The organism is Pseudomonas sp. OTU750018 (genome assembly GCF_011636575.1).
GTDB lineage: Bacteria > Pseudomonadota > Gammaproteobacteria > Pseudomonadales > Pseudomonadaceae > Aquipseudomonas > Aquipseudomonas peli.
Window position 1 is genome coordinate 516,430 of the sequence record NZ_JAAPAU010000002.1, and the last position, 14,220, is coordinate 530,649.

General features: G+C 60.0%; 15 protein-coding genes. 5 read left to right on the forward strand and 10 right to left on the reverse strand.

Features of this window, described 5'->3' with window-relative positions; translation table 11 throughout:
* Positions 1–73: 73 nt before the first annotated feature.
* A complete protein-coding gene (gene gltA, locus HCI85_RS11170) occupies positions 74–1,348 on the forward strand; it encodes a citrate synthase (RefSeq protein WP_160087256.1) in 1,275 nt (424 codons plus the stop codon).
* A gap of 66 nt (positions 1,349–1,414) precedes the next feature.
* On the opposite strand, the gene HCI85_RS11175 is transcribed toward gltA, so the two are convergent.
* The 5 genes from HCI85_RS11175 to HCI85_RS11195 all read right to left on the reverse strand — a co-directional run bounded on the left by HCI85_RS11175 (position 1,415) and on the right by HCI85_RS11195 (position 7,477).
* Positions 1,415–2,017, reverse strand: coding sequence for an START domain-containing protein (locus HCI85_RS11175; protein ID WP_167144761.1), 603 nt, complete (start codon positions 2,015–2,017; stop codon positions 1,415–1,417).
* A 37-nt stretch (positions 2,018–2,054) separates the two neighbouring features.
* Positions 2,055–2,315 carry a YkgJ family cysteine cluster protein gene (locus HCI85_RS11180; protein ID WP_167144762.1) on the reverse strand — a complete coding sequence of 87 codons (261 nt, stop codon included), beginning with the start codon at positions 2,313–2,315 and terminating at the stop codon, positions 2,055–2,057.
* Positions 2,316–2,403: 88 nt separating this feature from the next.
* Positions 2,404–4,299, reverse strand: a complete 1,896-nt coding sequence (locus HCI85_RS11185; protein WP_167144763.1) for a sensor histidine kinase — start codon at positions 4,297–4,299, stop codon at positions 2,404–2,406.
* On the reverse strand, positions 4,299–6,512 hold the full coding sequence (locus tag HCI85_RS11190) for a GGDEF/EAL domain-containing response regulator (RefSeq protein WP_167144764.1): 2,214 nt from the start codon (positions 6,510–6,512) through the stop codon (positions 4,299–4,301). The genes HCI85_RS11185 and HCI85_RS11190 overlap by 1 nt, the downstream gene beginning before the upstream one ends.
* A gap of 89 nt (positions 6,513–6,601) precedes the next feature.
* Positions 6,602–7,477 carry an NAD(P)-dependent oxidoreductase gene (locus tag HCI85_RS11195; protein WP_275113196.1) on the reverse strand — a complete coding sequence of 292 codons (876 nt, stop codon included), beginning with the start codon at positions 7,475–7,477 and terminating at the stop codon, positions 6,602–6,604.
* A 207-nt stretch (positions 7,478–7,684) separates the two neighbouring features.
* On the opposite strand from HCI85_RS11195, the gene HCI85_RS11200 reads away from it, so the two are divergent.
* The 3 genes from HCI85_RS11200 (at position 7,685) to rhtA (ending at position 9,564) form a co-directional block, all read left to right on the forward strand.
* A complete protein-coding gene (locus tag HCI85_RS11200) occupies positions 7,685–8,236 on the forward strand; it encodes an exonuclease domain-containing protein (protein ID WP_167144766.1) in 552 nt (183 codons plus the stop codon).
* A 95-nt stretch (positions 8,237–8,331) separates the two neighbouring features.
* On the forward strand, positions 8,332–8,613 hold the full coding sequence (gene ppnP / locus HCI85_RS11205; protein WP_090253248.1) for a pyrimidine/purine nucleoside phosphorylase: 282 nt from the start codon (positions 8,332–8,334) through the stop codon (positions 8,611–8,613).
* A gap of 78 nt (positions 8,614–8,691) precedes the next feature.
* Positions 8,692–9,564, forward strand: a complete 873-nt coding sequence (gene rhtA / locus HCI85_RS11210) for a threonine/homoserine exporter RhtA (protein ID WP_160087268.1) — start codon at positions 8,692–8,694, stop codon at positions 9,562–9,564.
* Here rhtA and HCI85_RS11215 read toward each other — a convergent pair.
* From HCI85_RS11215 to HCI85_RS11235, 5 genes are read right to left on the reverse strand one after another with little or no spacing between them, the layout of a single operon-like run.
* On the reverse strand, positions 9,561–11,339 hold the full coding sequence (locus tag HCI85_RS11215; protein ID WP_167144767.1) for an ABC transporter transmembrane domain-containing protein: 1,779 nt from the start codon (positions 11,337–11,339) through the stop codon (positions 9,561–9,563). The genes rhtA and HCI85_RS11215 overlap by 4 nt on opposite strands.
* A gap of 27 nt (positions 11,340–11,366) precedes the next feature.
* On the reverse strand, positions 11,367–11,756 hold the full coding sequence (locus HCI85_RS11220) for a DoxX-like family protein (RefSeq protein ID WP_167144768.1): 390 nt from the start codon (positions 11,754–11,756) through the stop codon (positions 11,367–11,369).
* On the reverse strand, positions 11,749–12,171 hold the full coding sequence (locus tag HCI85_RS11225) for a thiol-disulfide oxidoreductase DCC family protein (RefSeq protein ID WP_167144769.1): 423 nt from the start codon (positions 12,169–12,171) through the stop codon (positions 11,749–11,751). The genes HCI85_RS11220 and HCI85_RS11225 overlap by 8 nt, the downstream gene beginning before the upstream one ends.
* A gap of 22 nt (positions 12,172–12,193) precedes the next feature.
* A complete protein-coding gene (locus tag HCI85_RS11230) occupies positions 12,194–12,766 on the reverse strand; it encodes a DUF1287 domain-containing protein (protein WP_167144770.1) in 573 nt (190 codons plus the stop codon).
* A 9-nt stretch (positions 12,767–12,775) separates the two neighbouring features.
* A complete protein-coding gene (locus HCI85_RS11235; RefSeq protein WP_167144771.1) occupies positions 12,776–13,891 on the reverse strand; it encodes an ATP-NAD kinase family protein in 1,116 nt (371 codons plus the stop codon).
* Between the two features lie 152 nt (positions 13,892–14,043).
* Here HCI85_RS11235 and HCI85_RS11240 point away from each other — a divergent pair, with 152 nt between their 5' ends.
* A complete protein-coding gene (locus HCI85_RS11240) occupies positions 14,044–14,220 on the forward strand; it encodes a PA1571 family protein (protein WP_342636231.1) in 177 nt (58 codons plus the stop codon).

The following is a 14,220-nucleotide window of genomic DNA, read 5'->3' on the forward strand; positions in this document are numbered from 1 at the left end:
TATCTCACTATAGTGGTGCGGGCCCTGCGTGGGGGGCAGTCAGATGATTTCAAGCATAACTAGGAGGCCACACATGGCTGACAAAAAAGCGCAGTTGATCATCGAGGGCGCAGCCCCCGTCGAGCTGCCCATTTTAACCGGCACCGTTGGTCCCGATGTAATTGACGTGCGGGGCTTAACCGCCACGGGCCGTTTCACATTTGATCCTGGCTTTATGTCCACCGCCTCGTGCGAGTCGAAGATCACCTATATCGACGGCGACCAGGGCATTCTGCTGCATCGCGGCTACCCCATCGAACAGCTGGCAGAGCAATCCGATTACCTGGAAACCTGCTACCTGCTGCTGAACGGCGAACTGCCGAGCGCAGAAGAAAAAGCCAAGTTCGTCAGCACCATCAAGAACCACACCATGGTTCACGAGCAATTGAAGACCTTCTTCAACGGCTTCCGCCGTGACGCTCACCCGATGGCCATCATGTGCGGTGTAGTCGGCGCCCTCTCGGCCTTCTACCATGACTCGCTGGACATCAATAACCCGCATCACCGCGAAGTATCGGCCATGCGCCTGATCGCCAAGATGCCAACCATCGCCGCCATGACCTACAAGTACTCCATGGGTCAGCCGATGATGTATCCGCGTAATGACCTGAACTACGCGGAAAACTTCCTGCATATGATGTTCAACACCCCGTGCGAGATCAAACCGATCAGCCCGGTGCTGGCCAAGGCCATGGATAAGATCTTTATCCTGCACGCCGACCATGAGCAGAACGCCTCTACCTCCACCGTACGTCTGGCCGGTTCCTCAGGCGCCAACCCGTTCGCCTGTATCGCAGCCGGTATCGCCGCCCTCTGGGGCCCGGCGCACGGCGGTGCCAACGAGGCAGTGCTGAGCATGCTGGATGAGATTGGCGATGTTTCCAACATCGACAAATTCATCGCCAAGGCCAAGGACAAGAACGATCCGTTCAAACTCATGGGCTTCGGTCATCGCGTTTACAAAAACCGCGATCCGCGCGCCACCGTGATGAAGCAGACCTGCGACGAAGTACTGAAAGAGCTGGGTATCAAGAACGATCCACAGCTGGAACTGGCGATGCGTCTGGAAGAAATCGCCCTGACCGACCCGTACTTCAAAGAGCGCAACCTGTACCCGAACGTCGACTTCTACTCGGGCATCATCCTCAAAGCTATCGGTATTCCGACCAGCATGTTCACCGTGATCTTCGCCCTGGCGCGGACCGTCGGCTGGATCTCGCACTGGAAAGAAATGCTCTCCAGCCCTTACAAGATTGGCCGTCCGCGCCAGCTGTACACCGGCTACCCGCAGCGCGATCTGAAGAAGTAATTCAGTTCTCGCCGCACAAAAGGCTGCCCTCGGGCAGCCTTTTTTATTGCGCTGAATAAGCCAGCTTTATGGCTGTTCAGCCAACTGACGCAGCCCCTGCAAAGTATTGAACGGCGCATCCACGACAAAGCTGTTGGCCAACCAGGCCGGTACGCTGCCACCCGGCTCGGAATGAACTTCGTAGATCACCTCGATTTCGCCCTCGCGCGGCGTAAGGCTCCAGAAGCCCTCCACCTTGCTCACCCTCACAAAGCCTTGCTGCAGCGGCAAATAATCGGCAACCCCATGCAGAGTGCGGGTCACTCGGCCATCGGTATCACGCGTGGTAGTCACCTGCAGGATGGAATCACGCGGTTGCACTGGCCAAGGCGTGTGGAAGCGGCTGTAGGCCCAGCTCAGATCCCCCTCATGCTTGAGCAGTTTCTGCTCGCTGCACGCATGAATCCAAGCGCAGGCCGCGCTGACGTCATCCTGCAGGGCCAACAAGCGTGGCATATCCACTCGTATACGAGTGACACCGCGAAACGCCTGAAAACTTGAGCCTGGGATCTGCTGCAAATAGACCTGAATACCCGCTTCATCCTTAACCAGACGCCATTGCGCCGCCTGCGCCCCGCTCACCGCCAGCAACGCGGCAATACCCAAGAGCAGCCCTTTAAACCGCACCATCACGCCTCCAGCAGCCCAATAACGTTGCGCCACAGTATCAGACTGCAACGGCCGTGCTTTGCTCCAGCCAGCCAATCAACTGCAGCGCCTCTGCCGTATTGCTGCCGCATACATACTCGGCAGCATGAAATGCAGAACACACCGCAGGTCGCTCAGGCCGGCCAAAAATCAGGCAGTAGTTGTTCGCATCCAGCTGCACGCAGCGCACACCCGCCGGCTTGCCATCAGGCATACCTGGGATAGGGGAACTGATCGAAGGAGCGATGCAGCAGGCGCCGCAGCCGGCACGGCAATTCATGACAGGAAGACCTCAACATCACAGCACAGGGCATAGGCCGGCGATTCTACGTGGGTGCAGACGGCTTGGCAGCCGTTCATCCATAGATTCAGGCGAGTGGTAAACGCAGACGAAACTGCGTGCCCTGCCCTGGCGCGCTGCGTACCTGTAGATCAGCGCCGAGAATATCCACAGCCAGCTGGTGGGTGATATGCAAGCCAAGCCCGGTGCCTCCGCGTCCGCGCCGGGTGGTAAAGAACGGGTCGAAGATCTTCCCCAGCACCTCCTCGCTTATGCCGTCGCCGTTATCGCTGATTTCAATCACGCATTCGCAGCGCATCTCATCATGCTCAACCCTGACCGTAACCACGCCGTTCGTGCCCGAATCGAAAGCATGGATGAGCGCATTGTCGATCAGGTTCTGCAGGATCTGGCCCAGAGGCCCCGGATAGCTGTCGAGCATCAGGCTCGGCGGTAGCTCCAGCTTTACCCGATGGTTTGACTGCTTAAGCTTGGGAGTAAACAGCAGCATGACCTCACCGACCAACTCGACCAGATCAAAGCAACGTCGCTCGGTACTCGCACGGTCACTGGCCAGTTGCTTGAAGGCCCGGGTTAGCTGCGCCATGCGCATCAAACTATTGAGGATGATCGCCAGGCCTTCATCATTGCGCTGTACAAAGCGCTCCAGCGCCGAACGCTGCAACCCTTCACCGAGGCTCTTTTGCAGACTCTGATTACCCTTATCCAGAGTTGAGGCAGCCATGCTGGCGGCACCAATCGGCGTATTCAGCTCATGCGCCACCCCCGCGACCAAGGTGCCCAACGAAGAGAGCTTTTCCGCCTGAAGCAAGGCGCCGCGCGTGCGCTGCAGCTGATCAACCGTGTCACGCAGCTCCGCATTACGCTGCAACAGTGCCTGACTACTGACCTCCAGCGCCTGGCGCACCTGATCACGCTCGAACTCCGCCAAGCCGAGGCGCAACACCACCAGTAGCCCAAGAGAGAGCATCACGCAGACAAACAGCAATACCTGCCAGAATACTTGCCCGCGCAGGCCCTGAATTTGCTCCAGAGGCAGGTGCGAAACCAGTAACCAGTACTCACCTGTTGCCGCGTCCTGGCCACTGCCCTGGTAGGGATCGAACTTATTAAAGGCCCAGTAACCACCACTGTCGCTAAACACACCATCGTGGGCAGCCTGCATCCGCCGCCAGCTATCCGGAAAGCGGCTGGCCAGCGTTGCCTCAGGCTTGCCCAGAGCAAAACCCCAGGCATCCTGCTCATCAGCGGCGAGCATCCAGTAGCCTTCGTGGTCGACCAGAGTCAGGTTGTTACCGTAACTCTTGGACACCTCGGCCAGACGCTGCAGCAGCACTTGCCCAAGGTAATTGAGGATCAGGATGCCGCGGCGCTTGCCCTCACCATCGAAAATCGGCTCGGCACCCCGCAGAGTGGGCTTGAGTGGTTGTTCGACGCTGCCCATATCAGCGTTCAGGTCAAAACGTGAGAGGTAGAACGCGCCCTGAGGCAGGTTCATGGTCTCGACGAAGTAATAGTGCTGCGCCTGGTTGTGCAATTGCGCCTGATCACTTGTCAGCGGCTCGCCATTGCGCCAATCAACCCGCACCTGCTCTGCACCACGCTCATCCAGCCAGCGAATCTGGTCATAAACCATGCTGCTGCGGGCGAACTCGACAAACAGTTGACTCAGGGCGTGCCGGTTATCTGCACTTGGGTTCCGCAGCACCTCAGCCAGTAGTGGCTGTTGGATGAGAAATTGCAGATTGCCGCGCAAGGTCGCCAGGTGCCGATTGAGCACGCCAACGCCCTCGTTCAGACTGACCTGCTGATCGCGCAACAACGGTTCAAGTCGCGCATCCAGCAAGCGCTCGTAAAGCAGTGCCATCAGCAGCAGAATCAGCAGCGTCCACGGCACAAATAGCAGCAATAGGTTGCGCCTGACCGGCTGCGACAACAGCCTGGCGCGCCTGGATTGCTGCATCAGGCCGTGCACTCCGGCCAGTCACTCAACCAATTGAGTAAATCAGCGCAGGTCATCGGCTTGGCAAACAGATAGCCCTGCGCCTGCCGGCAGCCATGCTTGAGAATCCAGTCGGCCTGCTGTTGGGTTTCGACGCCTTCGGCAATGACCCGCATGCCAACCCGCGCGGCAATCTGGATCACCGCTTCGGCGATCATCTGCTGGTCGCTGACCTCACCGATTTCCAGAACAAAACTGCGGTCGATTTTCAAGCGATCGGCAGGCAACAAACGCAGGTAGCTGAGCGATGAGAAACCAGTGCCAAAGTCATCGATTGCCACCTCCACGCCCATGGCCCGCAGCGCACGAAGCTTTTCACAGACGGTGTCGAAGGTGCGCATGGCCACCGATTCGGTAATTTCCACTTCAATCTGCTCAGGCAGCACCCCGGCCACCTGCAAGTGCGACTTAAACTGCTCAATGAAGTCATGCTGCAACAGTTGCGGTGCCGAGACGTTAACCGCAACGCGGATGTGCGGGTACCCCGCATCAGCGAGCTGTTTTGCCGCCTGCAGCGCGAGACGCATCAGTAAATCGCCCAACGGCAAGATGTAGCCCGTGGCTTCAGCCAGAGGAATAAAGCTCAAAGGCGGAACCATTTTGCCATCAGTTTTACGCCAGCGCGCCAAAGCTTCCACACCCGTGACGCGGAGCGTTTCAAGGTCAATTTGCGGCTGCAATTCAACACTGATTTGGCCGGCGTCCACCGCATCACGCAAGGCCAGCAACATGCGATAGGACTCTGCATGCGCACCTTGCAGCCGAGGGTCGTAGACGCCGTGCTGGTCATGCCCCAAGCGCTTGGCCTGTTTCAGGGTCAACAGCGCATCCTGCAGGGCCACACTGGCGCTGCCGGTAAAGTCAGCTAGGTGCATGGTCACGCTGCTCAGGCTGTGCACCTGGCCCAACTCATAAGGGCGTTTATGCCGGCGAAACAATGCCACCACGTCTGCGGCATTAACCTGGGTTTGCGGGCCGAGGATGGCAAACAGGTCATCACGCACTCGGGCAATCAGCACCTCATGGGTGAAGGCGTCGCGCAGTTTCTTCGCCACCAGGCCGAGAATAAAATCGCCATAACCGGTGCCAAAGGCGGTGTTGGCACCAGAAAAATTATCGATATCGATAAGCACCAGCACGCGCTGATCCTTGGCCTCCGACTTCAGCGTCATGTCCAGCATGCGAATCAGCGCATTGCGATTGGGGATCTTCAGCAAGTCGTCCTGATAGGCCATTTCTTCCAGGCGGCTGAACAGCGCAACGTTGTAAAGGCCACGGCTGATACTGACACTGAACACCTTGAGCAGCTCCAACTCGGTGTCATCCAGAGCCCTTGCACTGTCGATATAGCAGGCGTAGTCAGAACCGGCCTGAAAGCGCGGAAAGAACAAGACCGTGCAATCGCTCAGACGCAGAGTCTGCTGCGCCCGCAGGCATTGGCGCACCGCCGCCGCGACCTGCGGCTGCAGCACGTCGAGATTGGCGTCGATGCTGTCGAAGAAGCGCCCGCTGGCGCTGACAATCCGCGCATTCGGCTCGGTAGTGGCGTCACCCTCATCGGCGCGCACGCAGACAATGCCCTCGGTCTGCAGGTCAAGCAGTGAGGTGATTTCCGACAGAATCTTGGCCGACAGCTCGCGGGTACTCTTCGAACAAAACAGTGCATTGCTCGACTCGACAATCATCTGCAAGCCACGCCGCGCGCTAGCTACAGCCCTGAGCTGCGCATAACCGCGCACCGCTGCGGTGAGCACCGTCAGCAAACGCTCGGCGCTGAGTTCACTCTTGGTCCAATAATCGTTGATGTCGTAATCACGCATCACTTCATGAGCCGGCGCCAGGCCTGGCTCACCAGTGAGCATCACCACGCGGGTTTCGCGATTGCCGATCACCTCACGCAGCGCCTTGATCAGGCGCAAGCCGGCGTCTTCGGTCTCCATCACCACATCGAGCAACACCAGGGCGATGTCATGGTGCTTGGCCAGCAGCATCGAGGCTTCACGGCAGCTGAACGCCTGGATCAGTTCAATACGCCCGCCCAGCAGCTCCAGCTCGCTCAGGGCAAAAGCGGTGGCGCGCTGGAAGTCGGCGTCATCATCAACTGCCAGTACGCGCCATACGGGCTGGCTGGTGGTGCTGGGAAGGTCGTCGCTGAATGCAAATTGATCATCCATGAACAGTGCCCGCATGCCTGAAAAGTGAGAACAGTGCCGAATCCATACTGGCTTTGAACCCAGTATAGACGGCCGTACTCAGCTGCCAGTTAGCGCTTGTTCAGGCGGGCCAACAGACTGGACGTGTCCCAGCGGCCGCCGCCCATGCCCTGCACATCGGCATAGAACTGATCGACCAGCGCGGTGACCGGCAGCTGCGCGCCATTGCTGCGCGCCTCGGCCAGCAAAATTGCCAGGTCCTTGCGCATCCAGTCCACGGCAAAACCATGCTCGAACTCGCCGGCCAGCATGGTTTTGTGGCGATTTTCCAGCTGCCAGGATTGTGCAGCGCCCTTGCTGATCACCTCCATCGCGCCATGCGTATCGAGTCCGGCACACTCCGCGAAATGCAGCGCCTCGGACAAGCCCTGCACCAGCCCGGCGATGCAAATCTGGTTGACCATCTTAGTCAACTGGCCGCTGCCGGCTTCGCCCATCAAGCGGGCCATGCGTGCATAGGCCTGAATGATTGGCTCAGCTTTGGCGTAGGTCGCCGCCTCACCGCCGACCATGATGGTCAACGCGCCGTTCTGCGCCCCAGCCTGACCGCCGGAGACCGGCGCATCGAGAAAACCCAGTTGGCGGGCAGCGGCCTGCTCGGCCAATTCACGTGCAACCTGCGCCGAGGCGGTGGTGTGATCGATCAGCACCGCACCAGCCTGCATGCCGACAAAGGCGCCCTGCTCGCCCAGCACAACACTGCGCAGATCATCATCATTGCCCACGCAGACCATCACAAACTCGGCACCCGCGGCCGCTTCACGCGGGGTTGGCGCGTGGCTGCCGGGGTATTCGGCGGCCCATTGCTCAGCCTTGGCGGCAGTGCGGTTGTACACACACACTTGATGCCCGGCACCCGCCAGATGCCCAGCCATCGGGTAACCCATTACGCCCAGCCCGATAAACGCCAACTTTGCCATATCCACCTCTACCGTCGAGCGTCCTTTACCGCACGCTTCTGATTAACTGCATACCTGCGCCATACAGCGGGTACGAACCTGGCTGCAAGCATGCCCGCCACCTGCAATCAACGCCAGTACAGCCATGTGGCAAAACTGTATGGATGCACCGAGCAACAGGCTTTACCCGACGCTGAAACTGCTTCCATACTGACTGCACGCTAAGGAGGGCTCATGCAGCACTGGCTGGTCATCGACCTAGAAGCCACCACCGAAGAAGGCGGTTGGCCGATTACAGACATGGAAATCATCGAAATAGGCGCCAGCCTGGTCAACGCGGGCGGCCATGAAATCGAGAGTTTCCAACGGTTTGTGCGACCTACCCGACGCCCACACCTGACCCACTTCTGCCGTCAGCTCACCCAGATCAACCAGGTCCATGTTGATGCCGCCGCGCCGCTGAGTGCGGTATGGGCACAATTCGAACGCTGGCTGCTGACCCATCAAGCGCAACTGGCGGGCTGGGCCAGCTGGGGCGACTACGACCGCCGCCAGTTTGAACAGGAATGGCGCGCCCATGGGCTGGAGAGTTACCTGAGCCAGATCCCGCACATCAACCTGAAAAAGCGCTTCGCCGAAGCCCGCCAGCTGCCCAGCCCGATTGGCTTGAAAATGGCGCTGAATCTCGCCGGCCTGCAGTTCCAGGGCCAGCAACACCGCGCCCTGACCGATGCGCGCAATACCGCCCGACTGCTGCCACTGGTTTTGCCTGCGCAAAGCAGATGACGAAGAAAAAACGCTTGGGCATACTGGCGGGCCTTTTTCTATGGCCTGTCGCTACTGGCGGCCAGCCTTTTTAATCCCCTATCGAGGAACTGCAGATGTTCAAGGTCAATGAATACTTCGACGGCACCGTCAAATCCATCGCCTTCGGCATGGCTGAAGGCCCGGCTACCATTGGCGTGATGGCTGCAGGCGAGTATGAATTCGGCACCAATCAGCTGGAAATCATGCACGTGGTCGCCGGCGCCCTGACCGTGAAACTGCCCGGCAGCGACAACTGGGAAACCTTCACCAGCGGCAGCAAGTTCACCGTACCGGCCGACAGCAAGTTTCAGCTCAAGGTGGCAGCAGATACTGCCTACCTGTGTGAATACCGCTAAGCCTTAGCCGTGGTGCATAAAAGCCGGCCCCAGTGGCCGGTTTTTTTATTACTGGATAGATAACCCAAAGGAACAGCCATGCCGCGCTCAACGCAATTCTCCCTGGTGATCCTGCCGATCATATTGCTGCTGATCGCCATGACCTCGATCCAGAGCGGCGCGTCCCTGGCCAAGGGGCTATTTCCGGAGATTGGTGCAAGCGGCACGACGGCCCTGCGCCTAAGCCTTGGCGCGCTGATCCTGTGCATTTTGATGCGGCCCTGGCAAGCCAAGCTGACACTGAAGTCCAGCCGTTCCCTGCTGGCTTACGGGCTGTCGTTGGGCGGTATGAACCTGCTGTTCTACCTCTCGCTGAAAACCATCCCCCTGGGTATCGCTGTCGCACTGGAGTTCACTGGCCCGCTGGGCCTGGCGCTGTTGTCGTCACGCCGTTTGGTGGATTTCGTCTGGATTGCTCTGGCGGTTTTCGGCCTGTGGCTGCTGTTGCCAACCGGGCAAAGCGATGTACCGCTGGACCCGGTCGGCATGGGCCTGGCCCTGGCGGCCGGGCTGTGCTGGGCGCTGTATATCGTTTTCGGGCAAAAAGCCGGCGCTGAGCACGGCAAGCAGACCGTGGCACTCGGCACCATCGTCGCGGCCTTGCTGGTGTTCCCGATTGGCCTGTGGCAAGCCGGCAGCGGCCTTTTTTCACTGGACCTGCTGCCCGTCGCCCTCTGCGTCGCCGTGCTGTCCTCAGCCCTGCCCTACAGCCTGGAAATGGTCGCTCTTACCCGCCTGCCCGCGCGCACTTTCAGCATCCTGATGAGCATGGAGCCGGCGATTGCCGCGCTTTCTGGCCTGCTATTCCTCAGCGAGCGCCTGACCCTCAGTCAATGGCTGGCGATCAGCGCCATCATCCTCGCCTCGGCCGGTGCAGCGGCGACCATACGCCCCAAAGCCAAGCCGCTTTAAACAGCGGCCTCCGCCTCGTTACTGAACTGCAACTCGGCTAAACGGGCATACAGCGGGCTGTTGCTGACCAGCTCGCTGTGCGTGCCAATCGCCGCCAGCTTGCCGTGCTCGATAACAGCGATGCGGTCGGCGCTTTTGACCGTCGCCAGGCGATGGGCGATCACCAGGGTGGTACGCCCTTCCATCAGCGGCGGCAAGGCTTGCTGAATCAAGTGCTCGCTCTCGGCGTCCAGCGCACTGGTCGCCTCGTCGAGCAGCAGAATCGGCGCATCCACCAACAATGCCCGAGCAATCGCCAAACGCTGACGCTGCCCGCCGGAAAGCCCTAAACCGGCATCGCCCAGGTGAGTCTGGTAGCCATCCGGCAGCTTCATAATAAATTCGTGGGCATGCGCCGCTTTGGCCGCCGCTTCGACCTCAGCCAGGCTGGCAGTGGTTTTGCCGTAACGGATATTGTCCTCCACCGAGCCGAAGAACAGCGCCGGGTTCTGCGACACCAGGGCAAAGCTACTGCGCAGTTCGCGAGGGTCGAGCTGCTGGATCGGCACACCATCAATCAGGATGCGGCCCTGCTGCGGGTCGAAAAAGCGCAGCAGCAGATCAAACAGCGTCGATTTACCCGCACCGGACGGCCCGACCAGGGCCAGGGTTTCCCCCGCTGCAACCTGCAGATCGATACCGTCCACGGCGAAACTGCCGGGGCGCGACGGGTAGGCGAAGCGCAGCCCTTGCAGTTGGATACGGCCCTGCACGGGCTGCGGCAGGTGCAGCACATCAGATGCCGGCGGGGTGATTTCATTGCGTGCCTGCAACAGTTCAGCGATGCGCTCGGCGGCACCGGCAGCGCGTTGCAGCTCACCGATTACTTCGCTCAACGTGCCGAAGGCCGAGCCGACAATCAGGCTGTAGAACACAAAAGCCGCAAGCTCACCGCCGGAAATCCGCCCAGCGATCACATCCATGCCACCGACCCAAAGCATCACCCCCACCGCGCCGAGCACCAGCACGATCACCACAGTAATCAGCCAGGCACGCTGGGCAATCCGCTGACGCGCGGTGTCGAAGGCGGCCTCAGCGGACAGGCCGAAACGGCGTTTGTCCTCATTCTGGTGGTTGTAGGCTTGTACGGTCTTGATCTGCCCCAGCACCTCACCAACGTAGCTACCAACATCCGCCACCCGGTCCTGGCTCTGCCGCGACAACGCACGTACACGGCGGCCGAATATCAGAATCGGCGCGACCACCAGTGGCAGCGCCATCAACACGATGCCGCTGAGCTTGGCGTTGGTCACCACCAGTAGCACACTGCCGCCGACCAGCATGATCAGGTTGCGCAGCGCCATCGACAGCGACGAGCCGATGACCGATTGCAGCAGCGTGGTATCGGCGGTCAGGCGTGACTGAATCTCCGAGCTGCGGTTGCTCTCATAAAAGCCCGGATGCAGTTCAATCAGGTGGTTGAATACGCGCTTGCGGATATCGGCGACAAAGCGCTCGCCAATCCACGACACCAGGTAGAACCGGGTAAAAGTACCGATGGCCAGCGCCAGTACCAGCACGAAGAACAGCCCAATCGACTGCTGCAAGGCCGCCGGCGATTGAGTCGCCAGGCCCTGATCAACCAACAGTTTGATGCCCTGCCCCATCGACAGGGTGATGGCGGCGGTAAACATCAGCGCCAGCAAGGCCCCAAACACGCGACCGCGATACGGCGCAATAAAGCGCCAGGCCATGCGCAAGGCATTGCGCTGACGGGAAGACAGGATCGAAAGCATGAAAGCTCGCTGGGGCGCTGACGCCCGTTAATGAGGAAGCGATTGCGGCGTTTCCGCCCGCCAAGCCAGCCAACACAGCGCCAGGGCGGCGAGGTTGGTGCTCAGCGGATTGAACGCCTGCAGCAGTAGATGGGGACTGAATAGCGCCACATCAAGCAGCAGCCCAATCAACAGCAGGCCGGCCAGCAACAAGGGCCAGCGCTGACGCCGCCACAACAGCAATAAACCCAAGATGATTTCCGCCAGACCAGCGATGCGCGCCACCCATTCGGGAACCGGCAGGTTGTGGACTTGGATCATCACCAGCTCATCCGGGCTTAACCAGAGAATCTTCGGCACCACGCCGTGCCAGATAAACACCAGGGCCAGGGCGATACGCGCTAGCCAGGCGATCTGCCGTAAACGCGGATCAGTCATGCAAAAAGCGCCGGGCATGATCGGCGTTTGGTATGAGGCAACTGTCGTAGCGGCCAAATAGCCGGTAGCGATTTAGCGCAATACGGTCATAGCACCAGTCACGTATGGGCCGCGGAATCAGCCGCAGCCAGGCCAGCAAGCGCCATGGCTTAGGCAGTTGGTCGACGATGCGCAGCACCGCGTCCGACCGCAGCAGCATCTGGTCATTTTCGATCAAGGCCATGGTATCGAAACGCTCGGTGGGCAAACCGCCCCAAGCCAGTAGCGCCTGGCCCTCGGCCGACTGCACCGAGGCCAAACGAAAGCGCTGCTCAACGTCATGGCGAATCAGAAACTTCGCCCAGCCGTTGCACAGCTTGCACACCCCGTCGAACAGCACCACGCGCTCGCCAGGCTGGATAAAAGGTGGAGACATGCGCAACTCCTTTGTGCAGCCCTCAGGCCTCGGGAATACGGTATTGGCCAGTAATCTTGAAGCGAAAGAGGATGTCTTCTTCCTGGGTGCCGCGGCCGATATTGTGCAGCACCAGGGGCACGCCGCTGCCGGCCTGGCGGTCGCTGATAATGCCGATATGGGTCAGGCCGCCGCCGAGATCCCAGGTGACGATATCACCAGGCCGATAGCGCTCGGCATCCTGGCCAAGCGGCAGCGCCCAGCCCTGACGTTTGAACCAGGTCATTAAGTTTGGCACACGGCGGTGGTCGATATTGCTGTCGGGCCGGCTTAGCCCCCAGTTTTTGGGATATAGGCGAAAGTTCGCGCGCATGTCCTGATGCAAGGCCTGCTGCAAGTCGAGCCCCTGTGCGCGCAGGGCGCGGATCACCACATCGGTGCACACGCCGGTATTTAACGGTACATCGCCATTGGGGTAACCAAGGCGGCGATAGGCCGGGTCATAAGTGAGCGTCACCCCGACCTGCTGCCGTGCAGCCAGCACCAGTTTGTCCGCCTCGATGGCCTGCGCAGCAAAGGTCAGTAGCCCAATCAGCAACGCACCCACGATCCGCATCGCGACCTCCTATCGACTCAGGGGATACAGCAGTTCTTCCTTATAACCGGCCCACACACGCACGGCATCGGGAAAGGCATCATCCAGCGCAACATCACCGCTGTCGACCAGCAGCGGGCGGCCTTCAAGCGTACCGAGCTTACGTTTGGTGGCGACTACCCGCAGGTTATCCAGGCCAATCGCGCGCAACACCCGTGGGCTGATCTGCTGGTTGCCGCGACCGATAATATGGCCCTGCCCGCCAATGGCGGTGACCAACAGACGCGCTGGATGACCGTCAATCAGCTCGAACAGCTGAGCCTCGGTTACATCGCAGGCCAGCAGCTGGCCGTTTTCGACCACATCGACGCCGAGCAAGGTGGTCTGCATACCGAGGTTCTGCGCCAGACCATGTAGGGTCGAACCCGGGCCGAAGACATAACGCACGTCGGCTTCCCAGCTGTCCTGCAGCCAGTCGGCCAGATCATTTAGCACCAGCTCTTCGGACTCCACGCCGCCCTGTTTGACCTGCTGCACATAGCCGCCTTCCTGCGGCACCGTCAGTTCGCCGTACCAGCGTGCGGTTACGCGCCCCTCACGCAGGGCGCTTTCATCAATATCGCGCACTTCACCGCTGCTCAGGCGCACCAAGCCGCCTTCGATAAGCCTCGCAGTCAATTCGCCGGCAGCGCGCGGGCTGATGGCGTAGACCCCGGACTGAATCTTCACCCCGGCCGGAATCCCCAATACCGGCAGGCCTTCACGTACGGCGGCGCAGATATCCCGCGCCGTACCATCGCCACCGGCGAACAGAATCAGCGCCACGCCAGCACCCTGCAGCAGCTCAACAGCTTGCCGGGTATCGGCGGCGCTGCTCGGACCAGCCGGTAGCTCACCGACCACACGGTGGGCAAAACCCATCTCGCTCAGCAGGTCAGCGCCCATCGCGCCGGGAAAGGTGACGAATTCCAGGCGCTCACGCAGCGGCAACAGCACCTCAAGGGTAGTTTGCGTACGCAGCGCCGACTTGGCCTCAACGCCCAAAGCCAAGGCCTGCTCGGCCATGCCGTCACTGCCCTTGAACCCCGCAGGGCCGCCTAGCCCGGCCAAGGGGTTGATGATCAAGCCAATATGGAAAAGCCCCATAAAACCCTCTAATTCAATACCTGCCTGCTCAATACCTGCCGGCCCTGGCACAGTGCCTGCAATGGCTAACTTGCCCTGTGTCTTGCGGCGGTTTTCTGCCGTCGCAGTTGTCATAGCGCCTTCATCTAACACTCATAAAATCGCGCTAACCGATGAGGAGACAAGCCATGCACAGCCAACAACAGAATTCGCAAAAAACCACGACAATGCCGATTGGCGGCTTTGTCATCGACGCCCAGGGCCGCGAAATCCCGATCACCGAAGAGATGATCCAGAAGGCCTGCAACGCGTTGGAAAAAGCTCAACAGCAAACCACCAAGCGTAAATAA

Coding starts and splice junctions, on each gene's coding strand:
- gltA (WP_160087256.1), top strand. CDS start 74: ATGGCTGACAAAAAAGCGCAGTTGATCATCGAGGGCGCAGCCCCCGTC.
- HCI85_RS11175 (WP_167144761.1), bottom strand. CDS start 2,017: ATGGTGCGGTTTAAAGGGCTGCTCTTGGGTATTGCCGCGTTGCTGGCG.
- HCI85_RS11180 (WP_167144762.1), bottom strand. CDS start 2,315: ATGAATTGCCGTGCCGGCTGCGGCGCCTGCTGCATCGCTCCTTCGATC.
- HCI85_RS11185 (WP_167144763.1), bottom strand. CDS start 4,299: ATGCAGCAATCCAGGCGCGCCAGGCTGTTGTCGCAGCCGGTCAGGCGC.
- HCI85_RS11190 (WP_167144764.1), bottom strand. CDS start 6,512: ATGGATGATCAATTTGCATTCAGCGACGACCTTCCCAGCACCACCAGC.
- HCI85_RS11200 (WP_167144766.1), top strand. CDS start 7,685: ATGCAGCACTGGCTGGTCATCGACCTAGAAGCCACCACCGAAGAAGGC.
- ppnP (WP_090253248.1), top strand. CDS start 8,332: ATGTTCAAGGTCAATGAATACTTCGACGGCACCGTCAAATCCATCGCC.
- rhtA (WP_160087268.1), top strand. CDS start 8,692: ATGCCGCGCTCAACGCAATTCTCCCTGGTGATCCTGCCGATCATATTG.
- HCI85_RS11215 (WP_167144767.1), bottom strand. CDS start 11,339: ATGCTTTCGATCCTGTCTTCCCGTCAGCGCAATGCCTTGCGCATGGCC.
- HCI85_RS11220 (WP_167144768.1), bottom strand. CDS start 11,756: ATGACTGATCCGCGTTTACGGCAGATCGCCTGGCTAGCGCGTATCGCC.
- HCI85_RS11225 (WP_167144769.1), bottom strand. CDS start 12,171: ATGTCTCCACCTTTTATCCAGCCTGGCGAGCGCGTGGTGCTGTTCGAC.
- HCI85_RS11230 (WP_167144770.1), bottom strand. CDS start 12,766: ATGCGGATCGTGGGTGCGTTGCTGATTGGGCTACTGACCTTTGCTGCG.
- HCI85_RS11235 (WP_167144771.1), bottom strand. CDS start 13,891: ATGGGGCTTTTCCATATTGGCTTGATCATCAACCCCTTGGCCGGGCTA.
- HCI85_RS11240 (WP_342636231.1), top strand. CDS start 14,044: ATGAGGAGACAAGCCATGCACAGCCAACAACAGAATTCGCAAAAAACC.